The organism is Micromonospora sp. NPDC003197 (assembly GCF_053590565.1).
Window position 1 is genome coordinate 58,076 of record NZ_JBSFTE010000013.1, and the last position, 23,013, is coordinate 81,088.

Genomic DNA, 23,013 nt, shown 5'->3' on the forward strand with positions numbered 1-23,013 from the left:
CTGATCGATCATCAGCCGGACGCCGTAAGGGCTGGTGAAACCTAACCTTTATGGCATGACCCACGTGCTCCAAGTCGAGTCGATCAATCGCAGTTTCGGGGACAGGCAGGTACTCAAGGAGGTCTCGTTCGACGTCACGGCGGGCCGGATGACCGGCTTCGTCGGCGGCAACGGTGCCGGTAAGACCACCTCGATGCGGATCATCCTGGGGGTACTCGCCCCGGACTCCGGTCGGGTGAGCTGGCAGGGGACTCCGCTGACCCGCCAGATGCGGCAGCGCTTCGGCTACATGCCGGAGGAACGCGGCCTCTACCCGAAGATGTCCCCCCAGGAGCAGTTGATCTACTTCGGTCGGCTGCACGGGCTGAGCCGGGAGGCGGCACAGCGCAACACTGCCGACCTGCTCGACCGGATGGGCCTCGCCGAACGCGCGAACGACCAGTTGGAATCGCTGTCGCTCGGCAACCAGCAGCGGGTCCAGATTGCCGCCGCCCTGGTCCACGACCCGGAGGTGCTGGTCCTGGACGAGCCGTTCTCCGGACTCGACCCGATGGCCGTGGACACCGTCGTGAGCGTGCTGCGCGAGCGCACCGCGCGGGGCGTACCGGTGCTCTTCTCCAGCCACCAGCTCGACGTGGTCGAACGCCTCTGCGACGACCTGGTCATCATCGCCGGCGGGGTGATCCGGGCCGCCGGCAGCCGCGAGAGCCTGCGCACCGCGTACACCCTGCCCCGGTACGAGATGCTGGTCGACGGCGACGCCGGATGGCTGCGCGACCAGCCCGGGGTGACGCTGATCGACCTCGACGGTGCCCGCGCCGTCTTCGATCTGGCGGCCGGCGTGGACGACCAGGAGGTCCTCCACGCAGCCCTGTCCCGTGGCCCGGTACGCGCCTTCGGCCCGGTCGCCCCGTCCCTCGTCGAGATCTTCCGAGAGGTCAGCCAGTGAACGTCTTCGCCGCCACCCGCCTGGTCGCTGCCCGGGAGATCCGAGTCAAGCTCCGGGACAAGACCTTCCTGCTCAGCACGTTCTTCTTCCTGTTCTTCGCTGCCGTCGGCACCGTCGTGCCTGCGCTGATCTCCGGCGGGCCCTCCACCGTGGCGGTGACCGAGTCGGTCGCCACCGCCCTCGCCGGCACGGACCTGGAGTTGCGTACGGTCGCCGACGACCAGGCCGCCGAACAGCTCGTCCGGGACGGCGAGGTGGACGCGGCGGTGGTCGCCGGTCCGAAGGTGCTCGCCATGAACGAAGCGCCGAGCGACCTGGTGGGGGCGTTGAGTACCAGACCGCCGGTCCAGCTACTCAACCCCGACGCCGTGGACCCGATGGTCGGCTTCATGGTGGCGTTCGCGTTCGCGTTCGTCTTCTACTTCGTCTCCATCACCTTCGGGATCCAGATCGCGCAGAGCGTCACCGAGGAGAAGCAGACCCGGATCGTGGAGATCCTGGTGGCGAGTGTCCCGGTTCGTGCCCTGCTGGCCGGCAAGGTGCTCGCCTGCAGCCTGCTCGCCTTCGCGCAGGTCGGGCTGACCGCTGCGGTGGCGATGGTCGGCATGCGGTTCGCCGACAGCGATGGTGGCCTGATGACGCTGCTGTCGCCGGCCATCGGCTGGTTCCTGCCGTTCTTCGTCGCCGGGTTCGTCATGCTGGCTGTGCTCTGGGCTGCCGTTGGTGCCCTGGTCAACCGGCAGGAGGACATCAGTGGTGCGTCCACGCCGGTGCAGCTGCTCGTCATGCTGCCGTTCTTCGGGGTGATCTTCCTCAAGGACAACCCGCTCGCGATGACGATCCTGTCGTACGTGCCGTTCTCGGCCCCGACCGCGATGCCGCTGCGGCTCTTTACCGAGGATGCGGCCGGTTGGGAGCCGGTGCTGTCGCTGGCCATCCTGATTCTCGCTGCGGTCGTTCTGCTGATGGCCGGGTCGCGGCTGTACGAAGGCTCGCTGTTGCGGACCAACGGCCGTACGACGATGGCGGCAGCGTGGCGGGACCGGGAGATCCGGCGGGTGTCCCGAGACGCTGCGAATGGCGTGGCCCGGGACGACGCGAATGGGGCAACCGTGACCCGAGACGACGCGGACCGGGGGAGCGCGTTGACCCGCTGACGCGTCGCCCACTGCACCCGCTGATTTCTGTGCCAGCGATTCGGATCGACGGTGCCACCCGACCGGGTGGCACCGTCGCTGTCTGTCCCCACGTCTGTCAGTCCATCTTGCAGCCATCAGTCGTACAGTCTGTTCGAGTGGCGGTTCGGCGACTGGTGAACACCTCGGATTGATCGATTCGCGACGATCGTTATCTGCGGCGATGATGTTTCCTGTGGAACTTGCTTGCAAAATCTCACAAATTGATAGACGTGAATATTCTTGTAGGATCGGCCCAACCGTTCGGATCATCTTCCCGGATCGTCGGTCCGGTGGAGAGATCAAGTAAGGGAGGGCTGGAAGTTGTCACTTCCATACACGCATCGACGCAGAATTGCCGCGCTCGGCGTTGCGGTCGCCACCTCCGTGGCCACGGTCATGATTGGCGGTCCAGTCACCGCAGCATCCGCCACCGGTGAGATCCTCTTCGCCGGGGGCGCCACCGCTGTCGCCGACAGTTACATCGTCGTCCTCAAGGACAGCGCGGTCGGCGGTCGGGCCGGCACCCAGCAGGCCACGGTAGCCAGCACGGCCAGCACCCTGGCCGAGCGCTACGACGGCAAGGTGGGCTACCTGTACGGCGATGCGCTCAACGGCTTCGAGACGAAGATGTCGGAGCAGGACGCCAAGCGGCTTGCCGCCGACCCGTCCGTGGCCTACGTCGAGCAGAACCACACCGTCACCCTCGCCACCACCCAGACCAACCCGCCGTGGGGTCTGGACCGCATCGACCAGGCGAACCTCCCGCTGAGCACGACCTACAACTACACCAGCACCGGTAGTGGGGTCGTCGCCTACATCATCGACACCGGTATCCACATCTCGCACACCGACTTCGGCGGCCGGGCGACCCACGGCTACGACGCCGTCGACAACGCGCTGCCGGCCGCCGACTGCAACGGCCACGGCACCCACGTCGCCGGCACCGTCGGTGGTCGGACATACGGCGTGGCCAAGCAGGTCCGGCTGGTCGGCGTCCGGGTGCTCAACTGCTCCGGCAGCGGCACCAACGCCGGCGTCATCGCCGGCGTCAACTGGGTGACCTCCAACCACGCTGCCGGCCAGGCGGCCGTGGCGAACATGAGCCTCGGCGGTGGCCTGAACACCTCGCTGAACACCGCGGTGGCGAACTCGATCGCCGACGGCGTCTCCTACGCCGTGGCGGCCGGTAACTCCAACGCCAACGCCTGCAACTACTCACCCGCCTCGGTGGGGACCGCACTCACCGTCGGCGCGACGCAGAGCAACGACGCCCGCGCGTCCTTCTCCAACTACGGCACCTGCCTGGACCTCTTCGCCCCCGGCGTGAGCGTCCTGTCGGCCTGGTACACCAGCAACAGCGCGACCAACACCATCAGCGGCACCTCGATGGCCGCGCCGCACGTGGCCGGTGCCGCCGCCCGGGTGCTGCAGAACAACCCGAGCTGGACTCCGGCCCAGGTGCACAGCTACCTGGTCAGCACCGCCACCCCCGGCGTGGTGACCAACCCGGGCACCGGTTCGCCGAACCGCCTGCTCTACGTGTCCCCCACGGCCTGAGGTAATACCCCGCACCCCCGGCCCCGAGGCAAACCGCCTCGGGGCCGGACCTGTCTGGAGGGAGGAACCATGACCATCTCAGGGTCCCGGAGCCGGCGACTGCTGGCCCTCAATCTCCTCGCCGCGTTGACCGTCGCGCTCGTTCCCGGCCAGCCCGCTGCCGCCGGGGTCACGTCGGGGGAGACCGGTGAGATCCGCGGGGCCGGGGGCGTCAGCGCCGTACCCGACAGCTACATCGTCGTACTGCGATCGGCGGCGACTGGTACGGCCACCGGGGCACCGGTTACGGCCGCAGCGGTCTCGGCCACCGCGGACCGGCTCACCGGCAGCTACGGCGGAACCGTCGCCCGCGTCTACCACGCCGCACTCACCGGATTCGAGGTACGGATGCCGGAGCGGGCCGCCAAGCGGCTGGCCGCCGACCCAGCGGTGGCGTACGTCGAACAGAACCACGTCGTGTCCCTGACCGGCGGTGTGCAGCTCAACCCGCCGTCCTGGGGGCTGGACCGGATCGACCAGCGGTACCTGCCACTGGACCAGCGGTACGTCTACCCGAACAAGGCACCGAACGTCCACGCCTATGTCATCGACACCGGTATCCGGGCCACCCACGTCGACTTCGGTGGCTCGGTCACTGATGGCTACGACGCAGTCGACGGGACGCTGCCCGCCGCCGACTGCAACGGACACGGCACCCACCTCGCCGGCACCATCGGCGGCGAACTGCACGGGGTGGCCAAGGACGTACAACTGGTCGCGGTCCGGGTGCTCGACTGCTACGGTTCCGGCACCTACGCCAACGTCATCGCCGGGGTGAACTGGACCACCAGTAACGCGATCAAACCGGCGGTGGTGAACATGGGCATCGGGGGCAGTCCAAGCAGTGCCTTGGACGCCGCCATCACCGCCTCGATCAACTCGGGGATCATCTACGCCGTACCGGCCGGCAGCTCCAACGCCAACGCCTGCAACTACTCGCCGGCCCGGGTGCCGGCCGCGCTCACCGTCGCCGGCACCACGCCGACCGACGCCCAATTGGGCTCGGCCAACTTTGGCAGCTGTGTCGACATCTTCGCCCCCGGCCAGGGCATCACCTCGACCTGGTACACCAGCAACACCGCCACCAACACGATCAGCGGCAGCTCGATGGCCTCTGCGCATGTCGCCGGCTGCGCGGCACTGATCTGGTCGGACAATCCGAGCTGGACGGCCGGGCAGGTGATCGCGTATCTGCTCGGTAACGCCACGACCGGAATCGTCACCAGTCCGGGTGCCGGAACGCCCAACCGGCTGCTCTACTGCGGCGCCTGAGGAGTATCGGTCCAGGACCGCATCGACCTAGGACCGTATCGACCTAGGACCGTATCGGTTCAGCGGGTGTCCGGCCCGCACCAGGCCGGACACCCTCGAACCATCACGCGACCCAGTCGGGCAGTGGTTCCCGTGCGGCCAGCCACGCTCGGGGCACCCCGCGTACCTCCGGCCGGTCCCCGATCCCGGTGTACGCGGCGACGATCCCGCCGACGATGGCCGCGGTGGTGTCGATGTCACCACCGGCCCGGACACAGGCGGTGACCGCCGCCGGATAGTCGTCCAGGTAGGTCGCGGCAACCCAGAGACAGAACGGCACGGTGTCCTGAGCGGTTACCCGGGATCCGTTGCCCAGTTCGTACGCGGCTTCGTCGACGCCCCGGCCGAGCAGGTCCCGGGCCCGCCGGACGCCGTCGCCGACCTCACCGCGCCCGACCCGGTCGGTCAGCGCGGTCAGGAATTCCATAGCGGGCGGTCGGGCCTCTCCCCGGCGCGCCGCCCCGGCCAGCCCGGCGGCCAGGGCGACCGCCACCGCCCCGGCGACCCCCTCCGGATGGCTGTGCGTGACCTCGGCCGACCGCGCCGCCTCCTCGGCAGCCCGCTTCGGCTCGTCGGCGAAGTATGCCCCGAGCGGCGCGACCCGCATCGCCGCACCGTTGCCGCAGGAGCCCTGTCCGTCGAACAACTCCGGTGCCGCCGTACCCCAGTGGACGCCGTCACGGATCCGGTGCAGCAGCACCACCGCGCCCGGACCGTAACCTCGGTAGGGCTCACACCGCTGGGCGAACGCCTCAGCCAGCAGGTCCTGGTCGATTGTGCCGAACTCGTGTAGCGCCGCCACCACCGAACAGGCCATCTCGGTGTCGTCGGTCCACTCCCACGGTGCGGCCGGCACCCGCCCCTGCACCAGGTCGGCGCTGTGGCGACCTGGCACGAAGTATTGCGCGCCCAGCGCGTCACCGACGGACAGTCCGGTGAGCGAGTCGTGGCACAGCTCCCGCCGGTCCTCGTTCTGCATCTCGTCGATCCTGCCAGACCCGGTCACACCCGAATCCGTCGCGCGCGAATCCGTTTACGCCCGGATCCGTTTACGCCAGCTGCGAGCGAGTTCTGACCCGACGGGGTGAGCCAGCCCGGGTGACCAGCACCGCCAGCAACACGACCGAGGTCGTCAGCAGCAGTCGTTCGGCCAGCCCGACCAGCAGCCGGTCCCCGACCGTCGAGCTGACCAGCATGGCGACCATGAACACCCCGGTGACCAGCGCCAGACCGCGTACCCAGTCGATGGCCCGTCCGAGCAGCGCCGGGGCGCGACGGGTGAGCAGTAGGCCGGTGAGCGGCAGCGCGACGAACGCCACGATGGAGGCGTAGCGGTGGACCTGACCGGTGACTGACAGGTCCGTACCAGGGTCGGTGGGCGCGATGGCCGCGACGAACATGCCGGCGGCGAACACATTCAACAGCACGACCGCACCGCGCGGGAGGTTGCGCAGGGCCATGAGTAGTGCCAGCGCGGACGCACCGAACGTCACCATCGCGGCGTCGGTCACCCCACCGCGATCCGCTACGGCATAGTCGCTCACCGTCAGGGTGAGCGGATCGAGGTACGGGTCGGGGCTGACCTGTCCGATAACCGCGAGGAGCACCGTCAGGGCGAGGCCGACCCAGGCCAGCGCCGCGAACAGGTGTCGGGCGGGTGCGCCACGCAGTGATTCGATCATGGTCAGGACGCTAGTGAGCAGGACCGGGTCGCGCCTCCGGGTAGCGCCCCTGAGCTGTCCCGGAGACCGGGGCGGGTGAACCCCTGAGATCGGCCGGGACCGGTGAACCCCCTGGGAGCGGCCGGCGCACCGATCGAGGTTAGGTACGCCGGGATCGGAGATGTTCGACGGCGATCCGGGCGGCGGTGCCGATCACCGCGTCGGCGCGGGGCAGGGTCAACGCGGTGCTGGCGCTGCGGGTGAAGACCGCCATCGCGTACCGCCCGCCGTCCGGGTACTCCACCACACCGATCTCGTTGCGCAGCGTGGGCAGCGTGCCGGTCTTGCCGGCGACCAGTACGTCGTCGAAGGGGAAGCCGGAGGCCAACCGGTGTGGCCACACCTGGAGGGCCAGCATCCGGCGCAGCGCCGCACAGGACGCAGGGCTGGCCGCCTCGTCCCGCCAGATCAGCCCCAGCAGGCGGGTGCAGTCCCGGGGCGTGGATCGGTTGGTCTGGGCCGGGTCGAGCACCCGTAGCCGGCTGACCGCCGTCGGGTCGGCCACCAGGGAGGTTTGTGCGCCAAGGTCCTCCCGGGTACGGGCGGCCACGTCGCGGGCCAGGTGCGGCACCCGGGTGTGGGCCAGCCCGAGCGCGTCGAGGGTGTCGGCGACCGCGTCCAGCCCGACGTGCTCGGCGAGTGCGTCGGCGGCGGCGTTGTCGGAGACGGTCAGGGCCAGATAGGCGAGGTCCCGCAGGGACATGGTGACCGGGTCCAGCATGGCCGCGATGCCGGTCGGTCCACCGCTGCGTTCCTCCAGCGACACGGTGACCCGGCGGGTGGCGTCGAGTCGTCCCGCGTCGACGGCCCGGAAGAACGCCACCACCAGCGGCACCTTGAAGACGCTGGCCAGTACGACCGGGGTGTCGGCCCGGACGTCCACGGCGTCGCCCCGGTCCAGGTCGATCGCGTGCAGCCAGCCGGTGACCCCGGCGTCGGCGAACGCCTGGCCGATCCGTACCCGGATCGCGTCTGTGGTCATGCCGACCCCCAGGGGAGGAACTCCGACACCGGCCGGGCGTGCAGGGGAGTGGGCCGGTCCGGGCCGACGATCGTCATTCCCGCTTCGCGGCGCAGCACGGTGGTGATCGCCTCGGCGAACGCCCGTACCGCCGGGTGTTCCCGCCCTCGCGGCCAGGCGGTGGTGATTCGCCGGGTGAGTGGTTGCCCGGTCAGCGGTCGCCAGACCGCGTCCTCGGGGGCTGGCGTCGTCCCGTCGTCGAAGGCGCAGGCACCCCCGGCGAGGACCAGCCCGCGACCGAACTCGACATTGTTCACCTCGTGTACGGCCGACGGCCGGTAGCCGTGCCGGGCGCAGGTGTCGACGATCTCGTCGTAGACGGCGGGTGCGGCGGTGCGTGGCGACAGCACCAGGGTGAGGTGACCGAGTTCGGACAGCAGCAGTTCGGGGCGGCCGGCGAGCGGGTCGGTACGGGCCAGCAGCACCCCGAGTGGGCGTTGTACGACCGGACCGAGGGTGAGCAGCCCGGTGTCGAACGGCAGGCGCAGTACGCCGACGTCGAGGCGACGTTCGGCCAGCGCCTCCTGTTGGGCGGCCGGGGTCATCTCGTGTGGCCGGAGGACGACCGCAGGTTGCCGGGCCGCGAACTCGGCCACCAGGGCGGCCAGTGTGGCGCCGGGTAGTTCCGGTGGCAGGCCGGCATCCAGCGGGCCGGTGTCGTCGTCGCGGAGCCGGATCGCGAGTTCGCTCAGGGCGTCGGCCCGGTGGATGAGGTCGCGGGCTTCGCCGAGCAGGAGGTGCCCGGCGCGGGTCAGGGCCACGGAGCGAGCGGACCGGTCGAAGAGCCGTACGCCGAGTTGTTTTTCCAGGCGTTGAATGCGTTGGGACAGCGGCGGTTGGGACATGTGTAGCCGGGCGGCCGCTCGTCCGAAGTGGAGTTCTTCGGCGACTGCGATGAAGTACCGCAGGTGCCGTAAAAGATCCACGAGCAGGAACGATATCCGATCCGATATCGCAGCCAAGACAAACTTGGTGTTTGATTCGCACTGTTTTCGCCTGGTCTGCTGGTGATCGTTCAACGAGCGAGAGGATCCACACCATGGATCAGGACAAGCAGCCGCGTACGAAACTGGGGCGGCGCAACGTGCTTCGTACCGCGCTGATGGGCGGTGCGGCGGTGGCCGGGGTGGCCGCTGGCGTCGTACCGGCGGTTGCCGCGCGGACCGGCGCGGAGCGTTCCGCTGCCGTTCCCACCGCCGGGAAGGCGAAGCAGGCCGGGGTGACCCTGCGCTGGCTGGGCGTCTCCGGCTTGGAGATCACCTTCGACGGTCACGTGCTCTACTTCGATCCGTACCTGAGCCGGTTCGACCACAAGGCCAATGGTGGGCGGTTGGCACCGGACCCCTCGGTGGCCGACAAGCTCCTCGCCACCGGCAGGCTCTCCGGTCCACCGGAGCTGATCATGATCAGCCACAGCCACTGGGACCACATGGGCGACGTGCCGGACCTGCTCAACCGGGCGGCCTGGAAGGACGCGCCGATCAGCACCATCGGCACCGACACGCACCGTAACCTTCTTCAGGCGATGGGGACCGGTGCGGCGCGGATTTCGAAGTTCATCACCGCCAGCGGGGGCGAGGACCTGTCGTTCCACAATGGGGCCTACCGGGTGCAGGTGCTGCGCTCCGTACACAGCCAGTCGGCCGGCGGCAGCTACTTCGCGCCCGGCCTTCGGAACACCCCGCCGTCGAAGCCGGAGACCACCGCCGACCTGGTCGAAGGCGGCTCCCTCGCCTATCAGGTCACGGTGCCGGACCGGCTCTCGGTGTTGATGTTCGGCGGCACCAACTACGTCGAGCGGGAACTGGCCGGGCTGCGACCCGACGTGGTGGCGCTCTGCCTGACCAACTTCAGCATGGTGCACCAGTATCTGGAGCGGCTGCTCACCGTGCTCGGTGGGCCGAAGTACGTCATTCCGGTGCACCACGATGACATGGTCACCGGGTTCGACGACCCCAACCTGCCGAACACCCTGGACCTGACCGGAGTGAAGACGCTCAAGGAGGTCATCCGGGCCAAGGGGCTGCGGACCCAGGTGCTGGAGATGCGCCACCTCCAGACGATCACGCTCTGAACGGCTGACCGGGCCGCCCCGCCACTGTTTACGCCCACTGTGAACGGGCTTGGGAAACGTGGAACAGCAGTGTTTGAGTGGCCCGATGGAGATCCTGGTGTTGGGTGGTACGGCGTGGCTCGGCCGCGAGGTGGCTCGGCAGGCGCTGGACCGGGGGCACGCGGTGACCTGCCTGGCCCGGGGCGAGAGCGGTGCGGTGGCCGAGGGGGCGCGGCTGGTCGCCGCCGACCGGAGCGCCCCCACGGCGTACGACGGGTTGGTCGACCGCGACTGGGACGCTGTGATCGAGGTGTCCTGGCAGCCGGGCTTTGTCCGGGGTGCACTGGCGGCGCTGGGTGACCGGGCCCGACACTGGTCCTACGTCTCCTCCGGCAACGTCTACGCCTCCCAGGGCACCCCGGGTGCGGACGAGTCCGTTGAGACACTGCCCCCGACCGAGCTGGACACAGTGGACCGCGAGCTGTACGGCGAGGCGAAGTCCGCCTGCGAGCAGGCGTCGCAGGCCGCCGTCGGGGACCGGCTGCTGGTCGCGCGGGCCGGGCTCATCGGCGGTCCGGGCGACCGCAGCGACCGGGCCGGCTACTGGGTGGGCCGGGCCGCCCGCGACCCGGGTACGCCAATGCTGGTCCCCGCCACCCCAGAGCTGCCGACTCAGGTCATCGACGTACGAGATCTCGCCGCCTGGCTGCTCGACTCGGCGGCGGCGGGGACCGTCGGGACGTACAACACGGTGGGGGAGGTCAGCACCTTTGCGGAGTTCATCGAGTTGTCCCGCTCGCTCGGCGGGCACACCGGTCCGGTGGTGACCGCCGACCCGGACTGGCTGCTCAAGCAGGGCGTCAAGGAATACATGGGGCCGGAGTCGCTGCCGATGTGGCTGGTCGAGCCTGGTTGGGAGGGCTGGTCGACGCGCAGCGGGGCAGCTGCTGTCGCCGCCGGTTTGCGGCACCGGCCACTGGCGGAACTGCTCGCCGACACGCTGGCCTGGGAACGCGAGCTGGGGCTGGATCGGGAGCGCCGGGCTGGCCTCAGCGCCGTGCGCGAGCGTGACCTGCTGGCCGCGCTCCAGCAGTTGCCGTGAGCCAGTAAGGTCTGTTAAATGATCATCCGCCCGTATCAGCCAGGTGACCAGAACGCCGTACACGACATCTGCATCCGTACGGCTGATGCGGGACAGGATGCCTCCGGCTCGTACGCGGATCCGGATGTCCTGCCGGCCATCTTCGCCCACCCGTACGCCGAGTTGGAGCCGGAGCTGGCGTTCGTGCTCGATGACGCCGGGCAGGCCGTCGGATATGTGCTCGGCACCGCCGACACGGCGAACTTTGTCCAACGGTTCCGCACCGAATGGCTGCCCCGGGTCGCCGACCGGTACCCGGCACCGCCGGGGGAGCCGGGTACCTCGGACGAGATCATGGCGTATCTGCTGCACACCCCGGAGCGGATGATCCTGCCTGACCTCAAGGACTACCCGGCCCATCTGCATATCGACCTGCTGCCGGCATACCAGCGGGCTGGACATGGTCGGAAGCTGATCGACACCTTCACGGCGGCGTTGCGCCGGGCCGGCGTACCCGGGTTGCACCTGGGGATGGTTACCGCGAATGAGTCGGCCCACGCCTTCTACCGTCGGCTCGGCTTCCACACCATCGACGTCGCCGACCCCGGCCCGCTCACCTACCTCGGCCTACGCTTCTGAGTCGCGACGCAGGCCCCACTATCCGTGTTCCTAGCTAGCCGTCCTCAGTGGAGACGTTGGTCAGGAACACCTCGATGGCGGTGAGGTCGTCGGGTTGTAGGCCGTGTCGAGAAGACGGTGCTACCAGCAGGGCCCGACCGTCGCTGGTCAGCTCGTCGCGGGCCGGTCCGTCAACGGGGATCGCCTCGTCGTCGGTCCAGATCAGCCGCCGGCCCGAGGCCAGGACCCGGCGGGCCGCATCGAGCTTCAACGGCCAGTTGTGCTCCCCCTTGGGCACCGGACATTCGGGCAGTGCCCGGTCCAGCGGTGGGAACCGCCAGAGCCGTTCGAGTTGGTCGGCGTCCGGGCACCAGGTGGTGCACCAGCGCACTTCGACGGTACGGGCGAGGTGTAGTGCGCGGATCCGCTCGACCAGGGCGGGAGCCCAGCGTAGGACGTACTCGTAGCGGTCGGTGGGGGACCAGACCTTGGCCCGGTGGGGCGCGGCGCTCCAGCCGGGCCGGGGTGCGTTGACCACTCCGTCCACGTCGAGCAGCCAGACGGGGACCAGGGGCGTGGCGTCGATGTCCGTGTTCTCCTTTCCTGCCGTCGTTCGATGGTGTCGGGTAGTCGACAACGTATCGCTTCATCGGCCAGCATCCATTGCGAAGACGGGCGACGCACTGTCACCGTGACAGATCGACAGTGATTGGTCACGGTGTGAAGTCGTCCGTCTCCTCAAGCGAAGCGAGCCGCAGATGACCTTCTTCGAGGGCAAGAAGCCCGCAGCGATTCTCAAGCACGCAATCATGAACCAGTACATCGATCAGTTCGTAGCCAAGACCGGCCTGTACTCGCTCGGCCATCGGGTTGCGGTCATCGACGGGTACGCCGGCGAGGGGCGCTACGCGTCCGGTGAAGAGGCGTCGCCAGCCATGCTCATGCGGAAGGCGCGCGAGCTTACCCGGATCAACCGATGCCTGGAGAGCTACCTCGTGGAGAGCGAGCCGGTGCCGCTGGCCAAGCTGCGGCAGGTTGTCGCAACCGAAGGCGCTGACCTGCCGGTGGAGCTGTTCCAGGGAAGCATCGCCGACCATCTGGGGCACCTGTTGGCGCGGGTCAAGGACGTGCCACTGTTGGTCTTCCTGGACCCGTTCGGGGTCATGATTCCCTTTACCGCCACTGTGGAGATCTTCCACCAGCGTCCGACTCAGCCGCCGGCCACCGAACTGCTCATCAACTTCAACGCCAGTGGTCTGCGGCGTATCGCTGGCCTCCTCAGCAGCGAAAAGGTGATCCCAGGTAAGGAGGCCGCGCTCGCTCGCATGGACGCCGCCTGTGGAAGCGACTGGTGGCGGCAGACGTGGCTCGACCATGGCGAGGACCACGACGCGGCCGAGGAGGCCGTCGTGGCGGCGTACGCCCGTCGGCTGGCCAGCAGCCAGCGGTGCGGCTGGTGGACCACGCCGGTACGAAACCGGGCACACCAGAAGCCCGTGTACTACCTCGTGTTCCTCACCCGGCATCCCGACGGGTTCATCGCCTTCGGTGAGGCGCTGTCGCTCGGTCTGCAGAGGTGGCGCCAAGCCCTACACGAGATCATGAACGCCGACACGCTCTTCGGTGATGAGGTCGCCTTCCAGGCAAGCGAAAAAGCGCTGACTGACGGGTGGGTGAACGAGATCGAGGCGAACCTGCGACAGCTGCTGAGCGACGGGAAACCCTTCAAGATCTTCGACCGGTACGGTGACGTCTTCGGCAGCGCCGCTGGTCAGGCCCGCGAGATGCACCTTCGGGCTGCCTGGAAGCGCCTCTATCCTGACGTGACCAGGACCGACTCGAAGGGCGACCTGATCAAGAAGGTCATCGAGCCGGCGTAAGCTCCCGAGACGGCATCTCGTCCCAGGTGCGCCCGTCGAGGACACGTCCACCAGCCTTCGGGGTGCGACCACCCCACTGTTTGAAGAAGAACGCCGTACCCGAGGTGGTGCAGGCATCCCGTAGGTGCCGTACCCACGTGGGGTCCATCGGCCGTGCACCCGGGCCGGACTCGCCACCCGCGATCAGCCAGTGAATGTCGTCTAGATTGATGCCGTCGAGCGAGCCGAGCAACGGTTCGGCGGAGATGAACCGGATTGCTGCGGGGACCGTGCGCAGGTGGTCGACCCGAGCAAGCTCGGCTTCGGACTCGACGCTGACGCCCATCCACACGTTTCCGGGCCAGTCCAGCTGCGGCGCGAGTTTCGCCAGCCGGCTGGCCCGCTTGGTGAGCACCTGATAAGTGTGGCGCGGCGTATCGGCCATGACGTCGAAGACCCGCCGTACGTAGTCCAGCGGCACCCGGGCGTGGAACAGGTCACTCATGCTGTTGACGAAGACGGTGCGGGGTTCCCGCCAGCGGCGGGGAATGTCGAGAGCGTCTTCGTGGATGGTGACGTCGAACCCGGGGCCGGAGGTAGCCGGGTTGCCGTCGTTCTGATATTTGGCGGAGCCCATGGCTTTGAGGCGTTTGGCGAGGGTGAGGGCGTAGCAGTTGTCGCAGCCGGCCGAAATCCGGTCACATCCGGTGGTGGGGTTCCACGTGGCCTCGGTCCATTCGATGGCGCTGTGGTCGGCCATTGTCGACTCCTCCCGGCTGATGCCCCATCCTCTCGAACATCAGTGCGGATTGCGAGGTCTGACGGTGGGTGTCGACCGGATTACTTGTTAACGTGGATCGATGACGAACTTGCTGCTCATGGCCGGTGTCGTTGGCACGGTGCTGTTCGTCGTGACGTTCCTTGTCGATGGCTCGACCCGGCCCGGGTACGATCCGGTGCGCCAACCGGTGAGCGCGCTGGCGCTCGGCCCACGGGGCTGGGTGCAGGTCACGAGCTTCGTACTCTGTGGCGGGCTCATCGCCACCTCCGCCCTCGGGCTCAGGCAGGCCACGGGCAGTCTCTGGCTGGCGATCGCGGTCGCCGTGTTCGGTCTCGCGCTCGTCGCCTCCGGTGTGTTTCCCATGGACCCGATGCGGGGCTACCCGCCGGGCACGCCGGACGAGACACCGTCCGAGCTGAGCTGGCGGCACCATGCACACGACTGGGCGGGCATAGTGGTCTTCGCCGCGCTGCCGACCGCCGCCATCGTCGCGGTGTTCGCCCTGGATGGTGTGGTGTGGCGGTGGTACTCAGGGTTTACCGCAGTCGCGGCTACCCTGCTGTTCATCGGCTTCGGTCAGGCCTGGGAGCAGGATTCCCCGCGCACCGGTCTGATCCAGCGCATCGCGATCATCGTTGGCTGGAGCTGGCTCGGGGTGCTCTGCGCGCAGCTCGCCTACTCCTGGTCGGGCTGACGCACTACTCACTTGAGTAGCTGTATTGCGTGGCGCGAGGTTTCCGGCTGTTTCGTGAGGGTAAGTCCGTCCGGTGCGATCCGGTACCGACACGTGATCGTGGCCGCACGGGGCGCGATCGGTTCGTGCTGATGTTCGTCCTGCTGCTGGCCAGTTTCGTTCTCTCGGCGTTCCTGCCCGGTCGGCAGATCCAGATTATTCCGCTCTTTCTGTATCTGGCTGCGCTCCTGTTGGCGATGCGGACGGTGACATCGAAGTCGTCGGCATCGAGGGGCGGGAGACGGATCCTGCTGGCTGGGTCCGTGGTCGCCGTGGCAGCTGCCGTGATCAGTAACGACCGGGCGGTCCATGGTGCCGTCGCCAGTTGGCTGGCAGTCATCCTTCTCTACACGATTGTCGTGCTGCTGCGTCGGGTACTGGTCGGCCACCGGGTCGTCACCGTGCAGACGATTTTCGGTGTGCTTAGCGCCTACCTGCTGATCGGGTTGTTGTTCGCGGCGTTGTTCTCCGCAGTCTCGCTGTTTCAGGGGCAGCCGTTGTTCGCAATGGGCAAGGCTGCCACCAACAGTGCCATCCAGTACTTCAGCTTCAGCACTCTCACCACGGTCGGCTTTGGTGACTACACGGCGGCGGGAGAACCAGCCCGCACTCTCGCCGTGCTCGAAGCGCTGTTTGGGCAGATCTTCCTGGTAACCGTGGTGGCCCGGCTGGTGTCGATCTTCGGGACCACGCGTCGGCCTACCGATTAGCGCGGGCCGCGCGCCACTCGTCGGCCAGCACCGACCAGACTTCGAGGTCGATGCGGACGCCGTTGAGGGGGAAGACCTCACGCAGTACGCCGTCCCGGGTCATGCCGAGCCGTTTGGCGGCGGCGATGCTGCGAGCATTGGTGGCATCCACCCGCCATTCCACCCGGGCCATTCCCCGTACGTCGACCGCCCAGTCGACCATGCAGCGGGCGGCGCGGTTGACCAGGCCCTGTCCCTGCGCCTCGGGGGAGAGCCAGACGCCGACTTCGCAGACGCCGCTGGCGGTGTCGAAGACCCGGAACAGGGTGCCGCCGACGAGTGCGCCGTCGAGCCAGATGCCGTAGATACGACCGCTGTCGGCGGCCTGCCGCTCGGCGTAGCGCTGCAACCACTGTCGGGCACTGGGCTCGTCGACGATGATCTGCGCCCAGGGCAGCCAGGGCGCGAGGTGGGCGCGGTTACGTTCGACGTACGCGGCAAAGTCGGCCGCCTGCCACGGTTCGAGCGGCCGAAGCTCGGCGTTGTCGGTGAGCGGGTACGCGAACACTGTGTCCCCTTCGGTTCACATGCCAAACGTTTGTTACGTACTATACGACGGCTCGATCCTGGGCCCCTCACCGCCAGCTCGCTGGGATTACGCCGTGTTGGCGCGGGTGCGCAGTGCCTCGGCGGTCTGCGCGTCGGCCGGATAGAACGACTCGATCGACAGCTCGGCAAGGGTGATGTCCAGCGGCGTACCGAAGGTGGCGACGGTGCTGAAGAAGGTGAGCACACTGTCGCCGTACTGGAAGCGCAGCGGTACGACGATCTCGCCGGGCCCCGACAGCTCGACCTCCGGTTCGGGCTGCTCGCAGGGGTAGTCGCGCAGCTCGGCAGCAAGTGTGGCCAACTCGGAGTCCCCGGTGACCTCGACCTGCCGGCGCAAGCGGCCGAGCAGGTGGGCCCGCCACTCGCCAAGGTTGACGATGTGCGGTGCCATACCCTCGGGGTGGAGGCTGACCCGGAGCACGTTGACCGGCGGCTTCAGCAGGTGCGGCGCGACGACGCCGGTGAACAGGGTGAGGCTGGCGTTGGCGTCGAGCAGGTGCCACCGGCGGTCGACCACCACCGCCGGGTACGGCTCGTGCCCGGTCAACACCTGCCGGACGGCGTCGCGTACCGCCGTCATCTGTGGGGCGTTGAGCGAGTTCTCCGAGTACGCCGGGGCGTACCCGGCCGCGAGCAGCAGCCGGTTACGTTCCCGTAGTGGCAGGTCGAGCTGTTCGGCGAGCTGAAGCACCATGTTGCGGCTCGGTGCTGAGCGGCCGGTCTCGACGAAGCTGAGGTGCCGGGTGGAGACCTCGGCCTGGATGGAGAGTTCGAGTTGGCTGACCCGTCGGCGTTCCCGCCACTGTCGCAGTAACTCGCCGAAGGGCCGGGGCGGCTGGGCTATCGCACTGGTCATGACGTCCTCACCCGGCGATTTTACTTGCGCGATCGGTGCTGCTGGTCGGGCTGAGGTTACGGGCTGACCGCATAAAAATCTTGGAGTCAAATGGCTCCTGGAGGGGCCGATTTTCTCCAAGGTCTATCAGTCATCCCAAGAAGCGGAACGTGAGTCCCGTTACCTGGACGGCTGCGGTCAGGTTCGCCGGGGTCGGCCCTGCCGATCCACCCGCACCACTGCCGGCCAGCCCAAACGCGCAGACTTGACGGCATTGCGCCATGATCTGGCGTCGTTGACGGCCAGGTTACCTCGCAGGTAATCGACAGCATCGCGGATCCGGGAAATGATTTCCTCAGCGCCGACGAGCGAGTCAATAAGCGACCTTGTGCGGGCGCCGATTCTGATGTGGATTGCTGCGGAAGGGCAGGACAATGGCTGAGTTCAACAAGCTGGTAGAGCGTTACCTCGCGGTCTGGAACGAAGGCGACGAGCAGGCTCGGGCCGCGGCAGTCGCAGCACTGTGGACCGAGGACGCCACCTACACCGACCCGATGGCCGAGGTCAGCGGGCATGCGGGAATCGCCGCGGTCATCGGCGGTGTGCAGGGCATGTTCCCCGGGTACGTCTTCCAGGTGCACGGTGCGGTCGACGGCCACCACGACGTCGTACGGTTTGGTTGGGAACTGGTGCCGGCGGCCGGCGGCGAATCTGTCGTGATCGGTTTCGACGTCGCTGTTCTGGCCGAGGACGGTCGGATCCGGGCGGTCCACGGATTCCTCGACAAGGTCCCCGCCGCCGTCTGATCGATACGGCAGCCAGCGCGCCATTGGCTATGGCGCACATCGAATGCGGCGCACATCAAATGCGGCGCACATCAAATGCGGCGCACATCGAATATCGCGTGGCCTACACGATATTCGATGTGCGCCGCTGCGTATTTCCGATGTGTCAGGACGGTGGCGCGGGCCGGGTCACCGCGCCGGGCAGGTCCAGCGCCACCACGCGTACGGACACCCAGCGCTCCTGCCAGGTCGGCCCGATCGAATCGACGGGATAGCCGACGATCTCGACCATCAACAGGCTGCCGACTTGTACGACGCCACCGACGCGGGTGACCAGCAGCCGCAGCGGCTCGGTGCCGTTCAGGTAGTGGGTCTCGGGGACGTTCAGGATGTCCCCGGGCCGGACCTTCTCGCGTATCCGAGCAGCGAGTTCGGTGAGGGCCGCCAGGGTGGGATCGAGCCTCGCCATCAGTCAGAACGCCCGGCGACTGAAGGACGGGCGGTGGGGGCGCGGCGGCGTGTCCGCAGACGACGCGGCTTCGGGCTCGGAACCTGACTCGGCCGGCTCAGGGGTTGATTCCGGCTTCGGGATTGATTCGCGCTCAGGTGTTGCTGTGGGCTCAGAGGTTGAATCGCGCTCAGGGGTGTCCGAGGACTCTGCGGATTTCGCGGACCGCTGGCGCGGAGGTGCGGGGACCGGTTCGTAGTCGCCACTGAACATGGGCGTTCCTTTCTCAAGTGGATGGCGGTCCGATTCGACCGCCGGGGGAGGGGCCGCCGTCGGTGTGGGGGACGGGCGATGCGACGGCGGCCCCGGGTCGGCTGCGTCCCTCTGTGGTTCTGCCGAAAACCACCGCATCCGACAGGTCACAGTTTGGTGATGAATCGACTACGTTCGGAAGGGATTAGCAGGTCGCGGGGCGGATCGGTAGCGGCTGCGGTGCGTACCCGAGGCGAATCAACCCACCGGCACCGGCACTGTGGAGGAAGTGTGGCGACTGACAAGCCATCTACGGCGGACCTCATCCGGACCCAACTGCGCCGAATGCGTACGGTCGCCGGATTGAGCCAGGAGGAGTTCGGCAAGCGGGCGCACTATTCGGCGTCGATGGTGTCGGCGGTGGAGCTGGGCCAGCGCCCGCTGGACGCCGCCTACCTGGCCCGTGCGGACGAGGTGCTCGGCACGGGTGACCTCTTCGTACGACTGCTGGAGCTGGCCAAACGCGACGGCGAGCCGTTGTGGTTCCGGCCCTGGCTGGACGCCGAACGCCGAGCCACCCAACTGCGGTGTTTCCACCCGACGTTGATCCCCGGTCTGCTTCAGACCGCCAACTACGCCCGCGCCCTCTTCCGAGGCGACACCAGCCTCACCGAGGAGCGGATCGAGCAGTTGGTGGCCACTCGGCTGGAACGGCAGGCCATCCTGGACCGGGCCGAGCCGCCGCAGCTCACCACAGTGATCGACGAGGCGGCGCTGGACCGATTCGCCGAGGAGTGCGCCGGAATAATGGCCGAGCAGTTGACCCACCTGCTGGCCTGCGCTGAGCGGCCGAACATCAGCATCCACGTCCTGCCGCGTACGGTCGGCCTGCACATCGGGTTGACCGGCCCGTTCATCTTGGCCCGGTCGGCCGATGGTGGCTGGGTCGGCTTCATGGACAACCAGCTGGAGGGGGTCGACAAGGACCGCACCGAGGATGTGGCCGCGCTGCTGGCAAGGTGGGAGAGTGTGCGTAACGAGGCGCTGCCTCGACGGCAGTCGATCGAACTGATCAAGGAGTTGGTGCGGCCATGGATCTGACCGGTGCCCGGTGGCGCAAGTCCACCCGGAGCGGCGCTAACGGCGGCGACTGCGTCGAGGTGGCCGACAACCTGCCCGGCGTCGTGTTGGTACGCGACACGAAGGACCGGGACGGCGGCACGTTGGCCTTCGGTCCGGCGGCCTGGCGCGCCTTCGTGTCGTACGCCGCCACCCGCGACTGAGTCGCATAGCTCACGCTGTCCCTGCTGGCCAGCCCGGCGGGGACAGCGCGAGCCAGCGTGACGGGCACAGTGGGCGTGATCATCCGCCCAGAGGCAGGGCTCCGAACCGTGCGAGATAGTGCCAGACCCGCTTCAACGCCTGCTCGTCATGCTCGCCGGTACGCGCGGCGTCCCCGATGATCCGAGGATCGAGGTAGCCGTCGATGGCGATCTTCGTGCCCAGGTCGACGTACTCCTGGCCCCGGTAGTCCGGGTGGCGCTGCAACTCGGTGACGGCGAGCCGGAAGCCCGGGTGCCATTCCACCGGACACGGCAGTCGACGGGCGGCAGCCTCGATTTTCGTACCCCGGTAGCTCGGGTCCAGCACCAACGCCTCCACGTCACGGTCCAGTTGAACCGGTCCGTGCACTTGGGCCTCGATGTAGTCATCGAGGTCGTCCTGGCTGTCCGCCTCGGCCAGTTCGATCAGCGAGCTGCTGTTCGCCACGGCGAACGCCGTCGGTTCAAAGACGCTGTCCGGATAGCAGAAGGTGGTCCGGGCCAGGGTGGCGGCGGTCAGCCGGAAATGTGCCGAGCCGAACCGGGGCGCGGCCCCGACCGGCTTGCGCCGGAAGTTCAATGCCCCGTAGACCGGCCGAAGGTTGCCTGGCACATCGTCGTAGACCCCACCGAAGATCCGACTCTCCCAACGCCACCGGTCACCGCCGGGATGGGCGGTCAACCCGCCGTTGCTGGTGCCGGTGACGAACTGGGACTGGTAGACGCCGTCGGCGGCCAGCGCCGCCAGGATGGGACGGTCGCGGCCCAGCCGGTCCGGGTGGAAGTTCAGGGTGACCCGCAGCATTGGGTCCACCGGCGGTCCGGACGACAGGGCGGCCACGTGACGCAGGGCCCGCTCGTACGGAGGCTGGGTCTCGTCGGGGAGCACCAGAGAAGCGTAGTTGCCGAACGATCGTTATGTACGATGCCCCTGGTCGGAACAGGTGAGGAGAACAGCGGATGCCCGCACGAGGAGACCATGATGCGCGGCGGGCCGACGTCTCCGAGGCGGTGTGGCGAGTGCTCGCCGCCCGAGGATTCAGCGGACTGACGCTGCGCGCGGTCGCCGCCGAGATGGCCGCCTCGACCGGCCTGCTCACCCACTACTTTCCCAGCAAACAGGCGCTCGTACGACATGCGCTCGACGTCGCCGAGGAGCGCAGCGAGACCCGGGCGCGACAGATCGCCGAGGCCCCCGGCCTGCCAGCGCTCCGGGCCGCGCTGCTCGACGTACTTCCGCTCACCGACGAACTGATCACGATGAGCCGGGTCTGGGTGAGCTTCTGGGACGCGGCGCTGGGTGACTCCGACCTCGGCATCCGGCAGACCCAGCGGTACGTCCGTTGGCGTGGGCGGTTGCGCGGCCACGTCGAGGCGGCGATGAGCCGGGGTGAACTGCCCGCCATCACCGATCCGGAGGATCTGGCCGCGACGGTCGCCGCGTTCGCGCATGGGCTCGTCGTACAGGTGCTCTTCGATCCGGAGCGCTTTCCACCAGCCCGGCAGGTCAAGCTACTCGACGACTTCCTGCACGGCATCCGGGTCACTCGGCCGGAGTCGCCGTCAGAACCAGCGTCAGAACCTGCGTCAGAACCTGCGTCAGAACCTGTGTCGGAACCTGCGTCGGAACCTGCGTCGGGGTCGACTTCGCTGGCGGGGTGAACCTCTCCACCACGACCAGCGCCGTTCCCGCCCGGACCACCGCGCCGAGGGCGAACACGTCGGTGCCGGCGTAGACCGCCCCGGGCAGAGTGGATCGGCCGAGTAGGAAGGTACGCCCCAGCAGGGTGGGTGGATAAGCGGGCAAAGCGGGCAACCGTTCGTGAAGCCGATTCGTATGCGTTGAGTAGCTGACTCGATCATGCTGGTGGTTGGTGACGCTACGAAACGTAATGATTGCGGAAGCGGGATTCCTTCTGGCCGGTGGACGGTGGGGGGCTGGAGTAAATCGGGCAGATCATGGCTTTTTTGGGCGTGTCCTGGCGGTCGGCGCTGGGGGCAGGGGAAATGTGCCGGACAGGTGCGGTCGCTTCTCGCAAATCTCCCTCAGCATTTGTACGATCGGGTCGATGTGTTTGGGGCGAGGCTTGGTCGTGGTGACGTAGACGTCGAGTTTCAGTGTTTTCCCATCGTGGTGGAGTGGCACCCATCGTGACGATTCAACGCCGCTTCCGCCGAATCGGGAACCTGCCTTGTATAGCAGAGCCACATCCGATGGGGCGACGACGACCCGCTTCGACTTGATCCCGAATCGCTGATGGTCGTCGGAGGTGCGTTGGATGTTCATCGTGCTTTCGTACGTCTCTGCGACGATCCTGAGTTCCTTTGGCGGCGCGCTGATTCTTGCCCTGGTGATCCAGGTTTCGAGTAGCTTCCGAGAACGGGATCCTTCCGGTGGCACCATGGCGCGATATTCGTTGACCAGTTCGGTGAGGCTCATCCGGTCGGTTTGGTAGGTGGCCGGAACCATCACCTCCAGTTGGGTGCTGTAGAGCACGTCCGACTGAAGTTCTTCCTGGTAGACGGTTGTCTTGCCGCCGATCGCGATCTCGTGGTGGCCGAGCGTCAGGGGATACAGCGCCTCGTCTTCGAAGCCATCGTCGCCGCGTGCGTCCAGCCCCAGCTCTTCCACGATGATTTGGTCCTCGTGGCTGGGGTGCCGTTCTCGGAGTTCGCATTCAAGTTGACTGGTGACGTATCCGTGATGGGGCAGGCACACGATCTTGGGGAGCATGCGCTCGCTCGATGGTGCACGTTCCTCCTGGAAGCTGGTGACGATTCTCTTCGCAAACCTGAGGAACCGCTTCCCACGTACGGTCAGCTCGAGGATTCCTTTTTGTGGCTCCTTGAAGGTCGTCTCGCCAAGCCAGGTGTCGATTTTCTTCAGAATGTTTTCTATGCCTTTGACGGTGATGTCTTCTTGGTAGTCCCTGGAAAGGCGTTCCTGGGCTTTCTTCTTGGTTTTGTGTGTAGCCACCATGGTGAATACAACGCAGTCCCATTGAGTGGGGGCACCGTTTCGGACTTGTCCCATTCGGTAACTCTATGGCTACCGCCCGTGGGTGGTGCGTGCCCAACTTCCGACAGTGGAAGTTTTACTTCTCTGGGCGCGAAAAGTAGGTCGAGTTTTGACTGTGCGTGACGGTGACTCAGGGTGAAAAATGATCGGGCC

At 67.5% G+C, this 23,013-nt stretch carries 24 protein-coding genes and 1 pseudogene; 14 read left to right on the forward strand and 11 right to left on the reverse strand.

Annotated features, from left to right (window positions below; genetic code table 11):
* The first annotated feature begins 55 nt into the window (after positions 1-55).
* The 4 genes and pseudogenes from ACWDV4_RS16445 to ACWDV4_RS16460 all read left to right on the forward strand — a co-directional run bounded on the left by ACWDV4_RS16445 (position 56) and on the right by ACWDV4_RS16460 (position 4,995).
* The gene (locus ACWDV4_RS16445; protein WP_449979307.1) at positions 56-949 is read left to right on the forward strand and encodes an ABC transporter ATP-binding protein; all 894 of its coding nucleotides are present in this window, start codon (positions 56-58) and stop codon (positions 947-949) included.
* A pseudogene (locus ACWDV4_RS16450) lies at positions 946-1,998 on the forward strand (ABC transporter permease); the annotation flags it as partial. The gene ACWDV4_RS16445 and the pseudogene ACWDV4_RS16450, both read left to right, overlap by 4 nt.
* A 450-nt stretch (positions 1,999-2,448) precedes the next feature.
* Positions 2,449-3,684, forward strand: coding sequence for a S8 family peptidase (locus ACWDV4_RS16455; RefSeq protein ID WP_449979310.1), 1,236 nt, complete (start codon positions 2,449-2,451; stop codon positions 3,682-3,684).
* Between the two features lie 69 nt (positions 3,685-3,753).
* Positions 3,754-4,995: a S8 family peptidase gene (locus tag ACWDV4_RS16460; protein ID WP_449979312.1), complete on the forward strand. Its 1,242-nt coding sequence runs from the start codon at positions 3,754-3,756 to the stop codon at positions 4,993-4,995.
* Positions 4,996-5,098: 103 nt separating this feature from the next.
* On the opposite strand, the gene ACWDV4_RS16465 is transcribed toward ACWDV4_RS16460, so the two are convergent.
* From ACWDV4_RS16465 to ACWDV4_RS16480, 4 genes are all read right to left on the reverse strand, one after another.
* The gene (locus ACWDV4_RS16465) at positions 5,099-6,013 is read right to left on the reverse strand and encodes an ADP-ribosylglycohydrolase family protein (protein WP_449979315.1); all 915 of its coding nucleotides are present in this window, start codon (positions 6,011-6,013) and stop codon (positions 5,099-5,101) included.
* Positions 6,014-6,083: 70 nt separating this feature from the next.
* The gene (locus ACWDV4_RS16470; RefSeq protein WP_449979317.1) at positions 6,084-6,716 is read right to left on the reverse strand and encodes a DUF998 domain-containing protein; all 633 of its coding nucleotides are present in this window, start codon (positions 6,714-6,716) and stop codon (positions 6,084-6,086) included.
* Between the two features lie 139 nt (positions 6,717-6,855).
* Entirely contained in the window at positions 6,856-7,737 is an 882-nt protein-coding gene (locus ACWDV4_RS16475; protein ID WP_449979318.1) for a serine hydrolase, read from the reverse strand.
* The gene (locus ACWDV4_RS16480; protein ID WP_449979321.1) at positions 7,734-8,702 is read right to left on the reverse strand and encodes a LysR family transcriptional regulator; all 969 of its coding nucleotides are present in this window, start codon (positions 8,700-8,702) and stop codon (positions 7,734-7,736) included. The genes ACWDV4_RS16475 and ACWDV4_RS16480 overlap by 4 nt, the downstream gene beginning before the upstream one ends.
* Positions 8,703-8,815: 113 nt before the next feature.
* Between ACWDV4_RS16480 and ACWDV4_RS16485 the strand changes: the two genes are divergently transcribed.
* The 3 genes from ACWDV4_RS16485 (at position 8,816) to ACWDV4_RS16495 (ending at position 11,549) form a co-directional block, all read left to right on the forward strand.
* Positions 8,816-9,850, forward strand: coding sequence for an MBL fold metallo-hydrolase (locus tag ACWDV4_RS16485; RefSeq protein WP_449979324.1), 1,035 nt, complete (start codon positions 8,816-8,818; stop codon positions 9,848-9,850).
* Between the two features lie 85 nt (positions 9,851-9,935).
* Positions 9,936-10,931: an NAD-dependent epimerase/dehydratase family protein gene (locus tag ACWDV4_RS16490; protein WP_449979326.1), complete on the forward strand. Its 996-nt coding sequence runs from the start codon at positions 9,936-9,938 to the stop codon at positions 10,929-10,931.
* An 18-nt stretch (positions 10,932-10,949) separates the two neighbouring features.
* Positions 10,950-11,549, forward strand: a complete 600-nt coding sequence (locus ACWDV4_RS16495) for a GNAT family N-acetyltransferase (RefSeq protein ID WP_449979329.1) — start codon at positions 10,950-10,952, stop codon at positions 11,547-11,549.
* A 34-nt stretch (positions 11,550-11,583) separates the two neighbouring features.
* On the opposite strand, the gene ACWDV4_RS16500 is transcribed toward ACWDV4_RS16495, so the two are convergent.
* The gene (locus tag ACWDV4_RS16500) at positions 11,584-12,165 is read right to left on the reverse strand and encodes a hypothetical protein (protein WP_449979331.1); all 582 of its coding nucleotides are present in this window, start codon (positions 12,163-12,165) and stop codon (positions 11,584-11,586) included.
* 121 nt (positions 12,166-12,286) lie between these two features.
* Here ACWDV4_RS16500 and tcmP point away from each other — a divergent pair, with 121 nt between their 5' ends.
* A complete protein-coding gene (gene tcmP, locus ACWDV4_RS16505) occupies positions 12,287-13,408 on the forward strand; it encodes a three-Cys-motif partner protein TcmP (RefSeq protein ID WP_449979333.1) in 1,122 nt (373 codons plus the stop codon).
* Here tcmP and ACWDV4_RS16510 read toward each other — a convergent pair.
* Positions 13,392-14,147, reverse strand: coding sequence for a DUF5131 family protein (locus tag ACWDV4_RS16510; RefSeq protein WP_449979336.1), 756 nt, complete (start codon positions 14,145-14,147; stop codon positions 13,392-13,394). The two genes, tcmP and ACWDV4_RS16510, sit on opposite strands and share 17 nt — an antisense overlap.
* 100 nt (positions 14,148-14,247) lie before the next feature.
* Here ACWDV4_RS16510 and ACWDV4_RS16515 point away from each other — a divergent pair, with 100 nt between their 5' ends.
* Together ACWDV4_RS16515 and ACWDV4_RS16520 are read left to right on the forward strand one after the other, a co-directional pair.
* Positions 14,248-14,862: a DUF998 domain-containing protein gene (locus ACWDV4_RS16515; RefSeq protein WP_449979338.1), complete on the forward strand. Its 615-nt coding sequence runs from the start codon at positions 14,248-14,250 to the stop codon at positions 14,860-14,862.
* Positions 14,863-14,993: 131 nt separating this feature from the next.
* A complete protein-coding gene (locus tag ACWDV4_RS16520) occupies positions 14,994-15,611 on the forward strand; it encodes an ion channel (RefSeq protein WP_449979633.1) in 618 nt (205 codons plus the stop codon).
* On the opposite strand, the gene ACWDV4_RS16525 is transcribed toward ACWDV4_RS16520, so the two are convergent.
* Both ACWDV4_RS16525 and ACWDV4_RS16530 read right to left on the reverse strand, forming a co-directional pair.
* Entirely contained in the window at positions 15,601-16,158 is a 558-nt protein-coding gene (locus ACWDV4_RS16525) for a GNAT family N-acetyltransferase (RefSeq protein WP_449979340.1), read from the reverse strand. The two genes, ACWDV4_RS16520 and ACWDV4_RS16525, sit on opposite strands and share 11 nt — an antisense overlap.
* A gap of 87 nt (positions 16,159-16,245) precedes the next feature.
* Positions 16,246-17,055: a helix-turn-helix domain-containing protein gene (locus ACWDV4_RS16530; protein ID WP_449979342.1), complete on the reverse strand. Its 810-nt coding sequence runs from the start codon at positions 17,053-17,055 to the stop codon at positions 16,246-16,248.
* 413 nt (positions 17,056-17,468) lie between these two features.
* Here ACWDV4_RS16530 and ACWDV4_RS16535 point away from each other — a divergent pair, with 413 nt between their 5' ends.
* On the forward strand, positions 17,469-17,840 hold the full coding sequence (locus ACWDV4_RS16535) for a nuclear transport factor 2 family protein (RefSeq protein ID WP_449979345.1): 372 nt from the start codon (positions 17,469-17,471) through the stop codon (positions 17,838-17,840).
* A gap of 145 nt (positions 17,841-17,985) precedes the next feature.
* Here ACWDV4_RS16535 and ACWDV4_RS16540 read toward each other — a convergent pair whose 3' ends face one another.
* The gene (locus ACWDV4_RS16540) at positions 17,986-18,288 is read right to left on the reverse strand and encodes a hypothetical protein (protein WP_449979347.1); all 303 of its coding nucleotides are present in this window, start codon (positions 18,286-18,288) and stop codon (positions 17,986-17,988) included.
* A 522-nt stretch (positions 18,289-18,810) separates the two neighbouring features.
* On the opposite strand from ACWDV4_RS16540, the gene ACWDV4_RS16545 reads away from it, so the two are divergent.
* Together ACWDV4_RS16545 and ACWDV4_RS16550 are read left to right on the forward strand one after the other, a co-directional pair.
* The gene (locus ACWDV4_RS16545) at positions 18,811-19,620 is read left to right on the forward strand and encodes a helix-turn-helix domain-containing protein (RefSeq protein WP_449979349.1); all 810 of its coding nucleotides are present in this window, start codon (positions 18,811-18,813) and stop codon (positions 19,618-19,620) included.
* Entirely contained in the window at positions 19,611-19,802 is a 192-nt protein-coding gene (locus ACWDV4_RS16550) for a DUF397 domain-containing protein (protein ID WP_449979352.1), read from the forward strand. The genes ACWDV4_RS16545 and ACWDV4_RS16550 overlap by 10 nt, the downstream gene beginning before the upstream one ends.
* Positions 19,803-19,881: 79 nt before the next feature.
* Here ACWDV4_RS16550 and ACWDV4_RS16555 read toward each other — a convergent pair whose 3' ends face one another.
* Positions 19,882-20,580 (reverse strand): DUF3626 domain-containing protein, encoded by a 699-nt coding sequence (locus ACWDV4_RS16555; RefSeq protein WP_449979636.1) that lies wholly within the window; start codon positions 20,578-20,580, stop codon positions 19,882-19,884.
* 221 nt (positions 20,581-20,801) lie between these two features.
* Between ACWDV4_RS16555 and ACWDV4_RS16560 the strand changes: the two genes are divergently transcribed.
* The gene (locus tag ACWDV4_RS16560; protein ID WP_449979354.1) at positions 20,802-21,503 is read left to right on the forward strand and encodes a TetR/AcrR family transcriptional regulator; all 702 of its coding nucleotides are present in this window, start codon (positions 20,802-20,804) and stop codon (positions 21,501-21,503) included.
* A 295-nt stretch (positions 21,504-21,798) separates the two neighbouring features.
* On the opposite strand, the gene ACWDV4_RS16565 is transcribed toward ACWDV4_RS16560, so the two are convergent.
* A complete protein-coding gene (locus ACWDV4_RS16565; RefSeq protein WP_449979357.1) occupies positions 21,799-22,875 on the reverse strand; it encodes a hypothetical protein in 1,077 nt (358 codons plus the stop codon).
* Positions 22,876-23,013 lie beyond the last annotated feature (138 nt).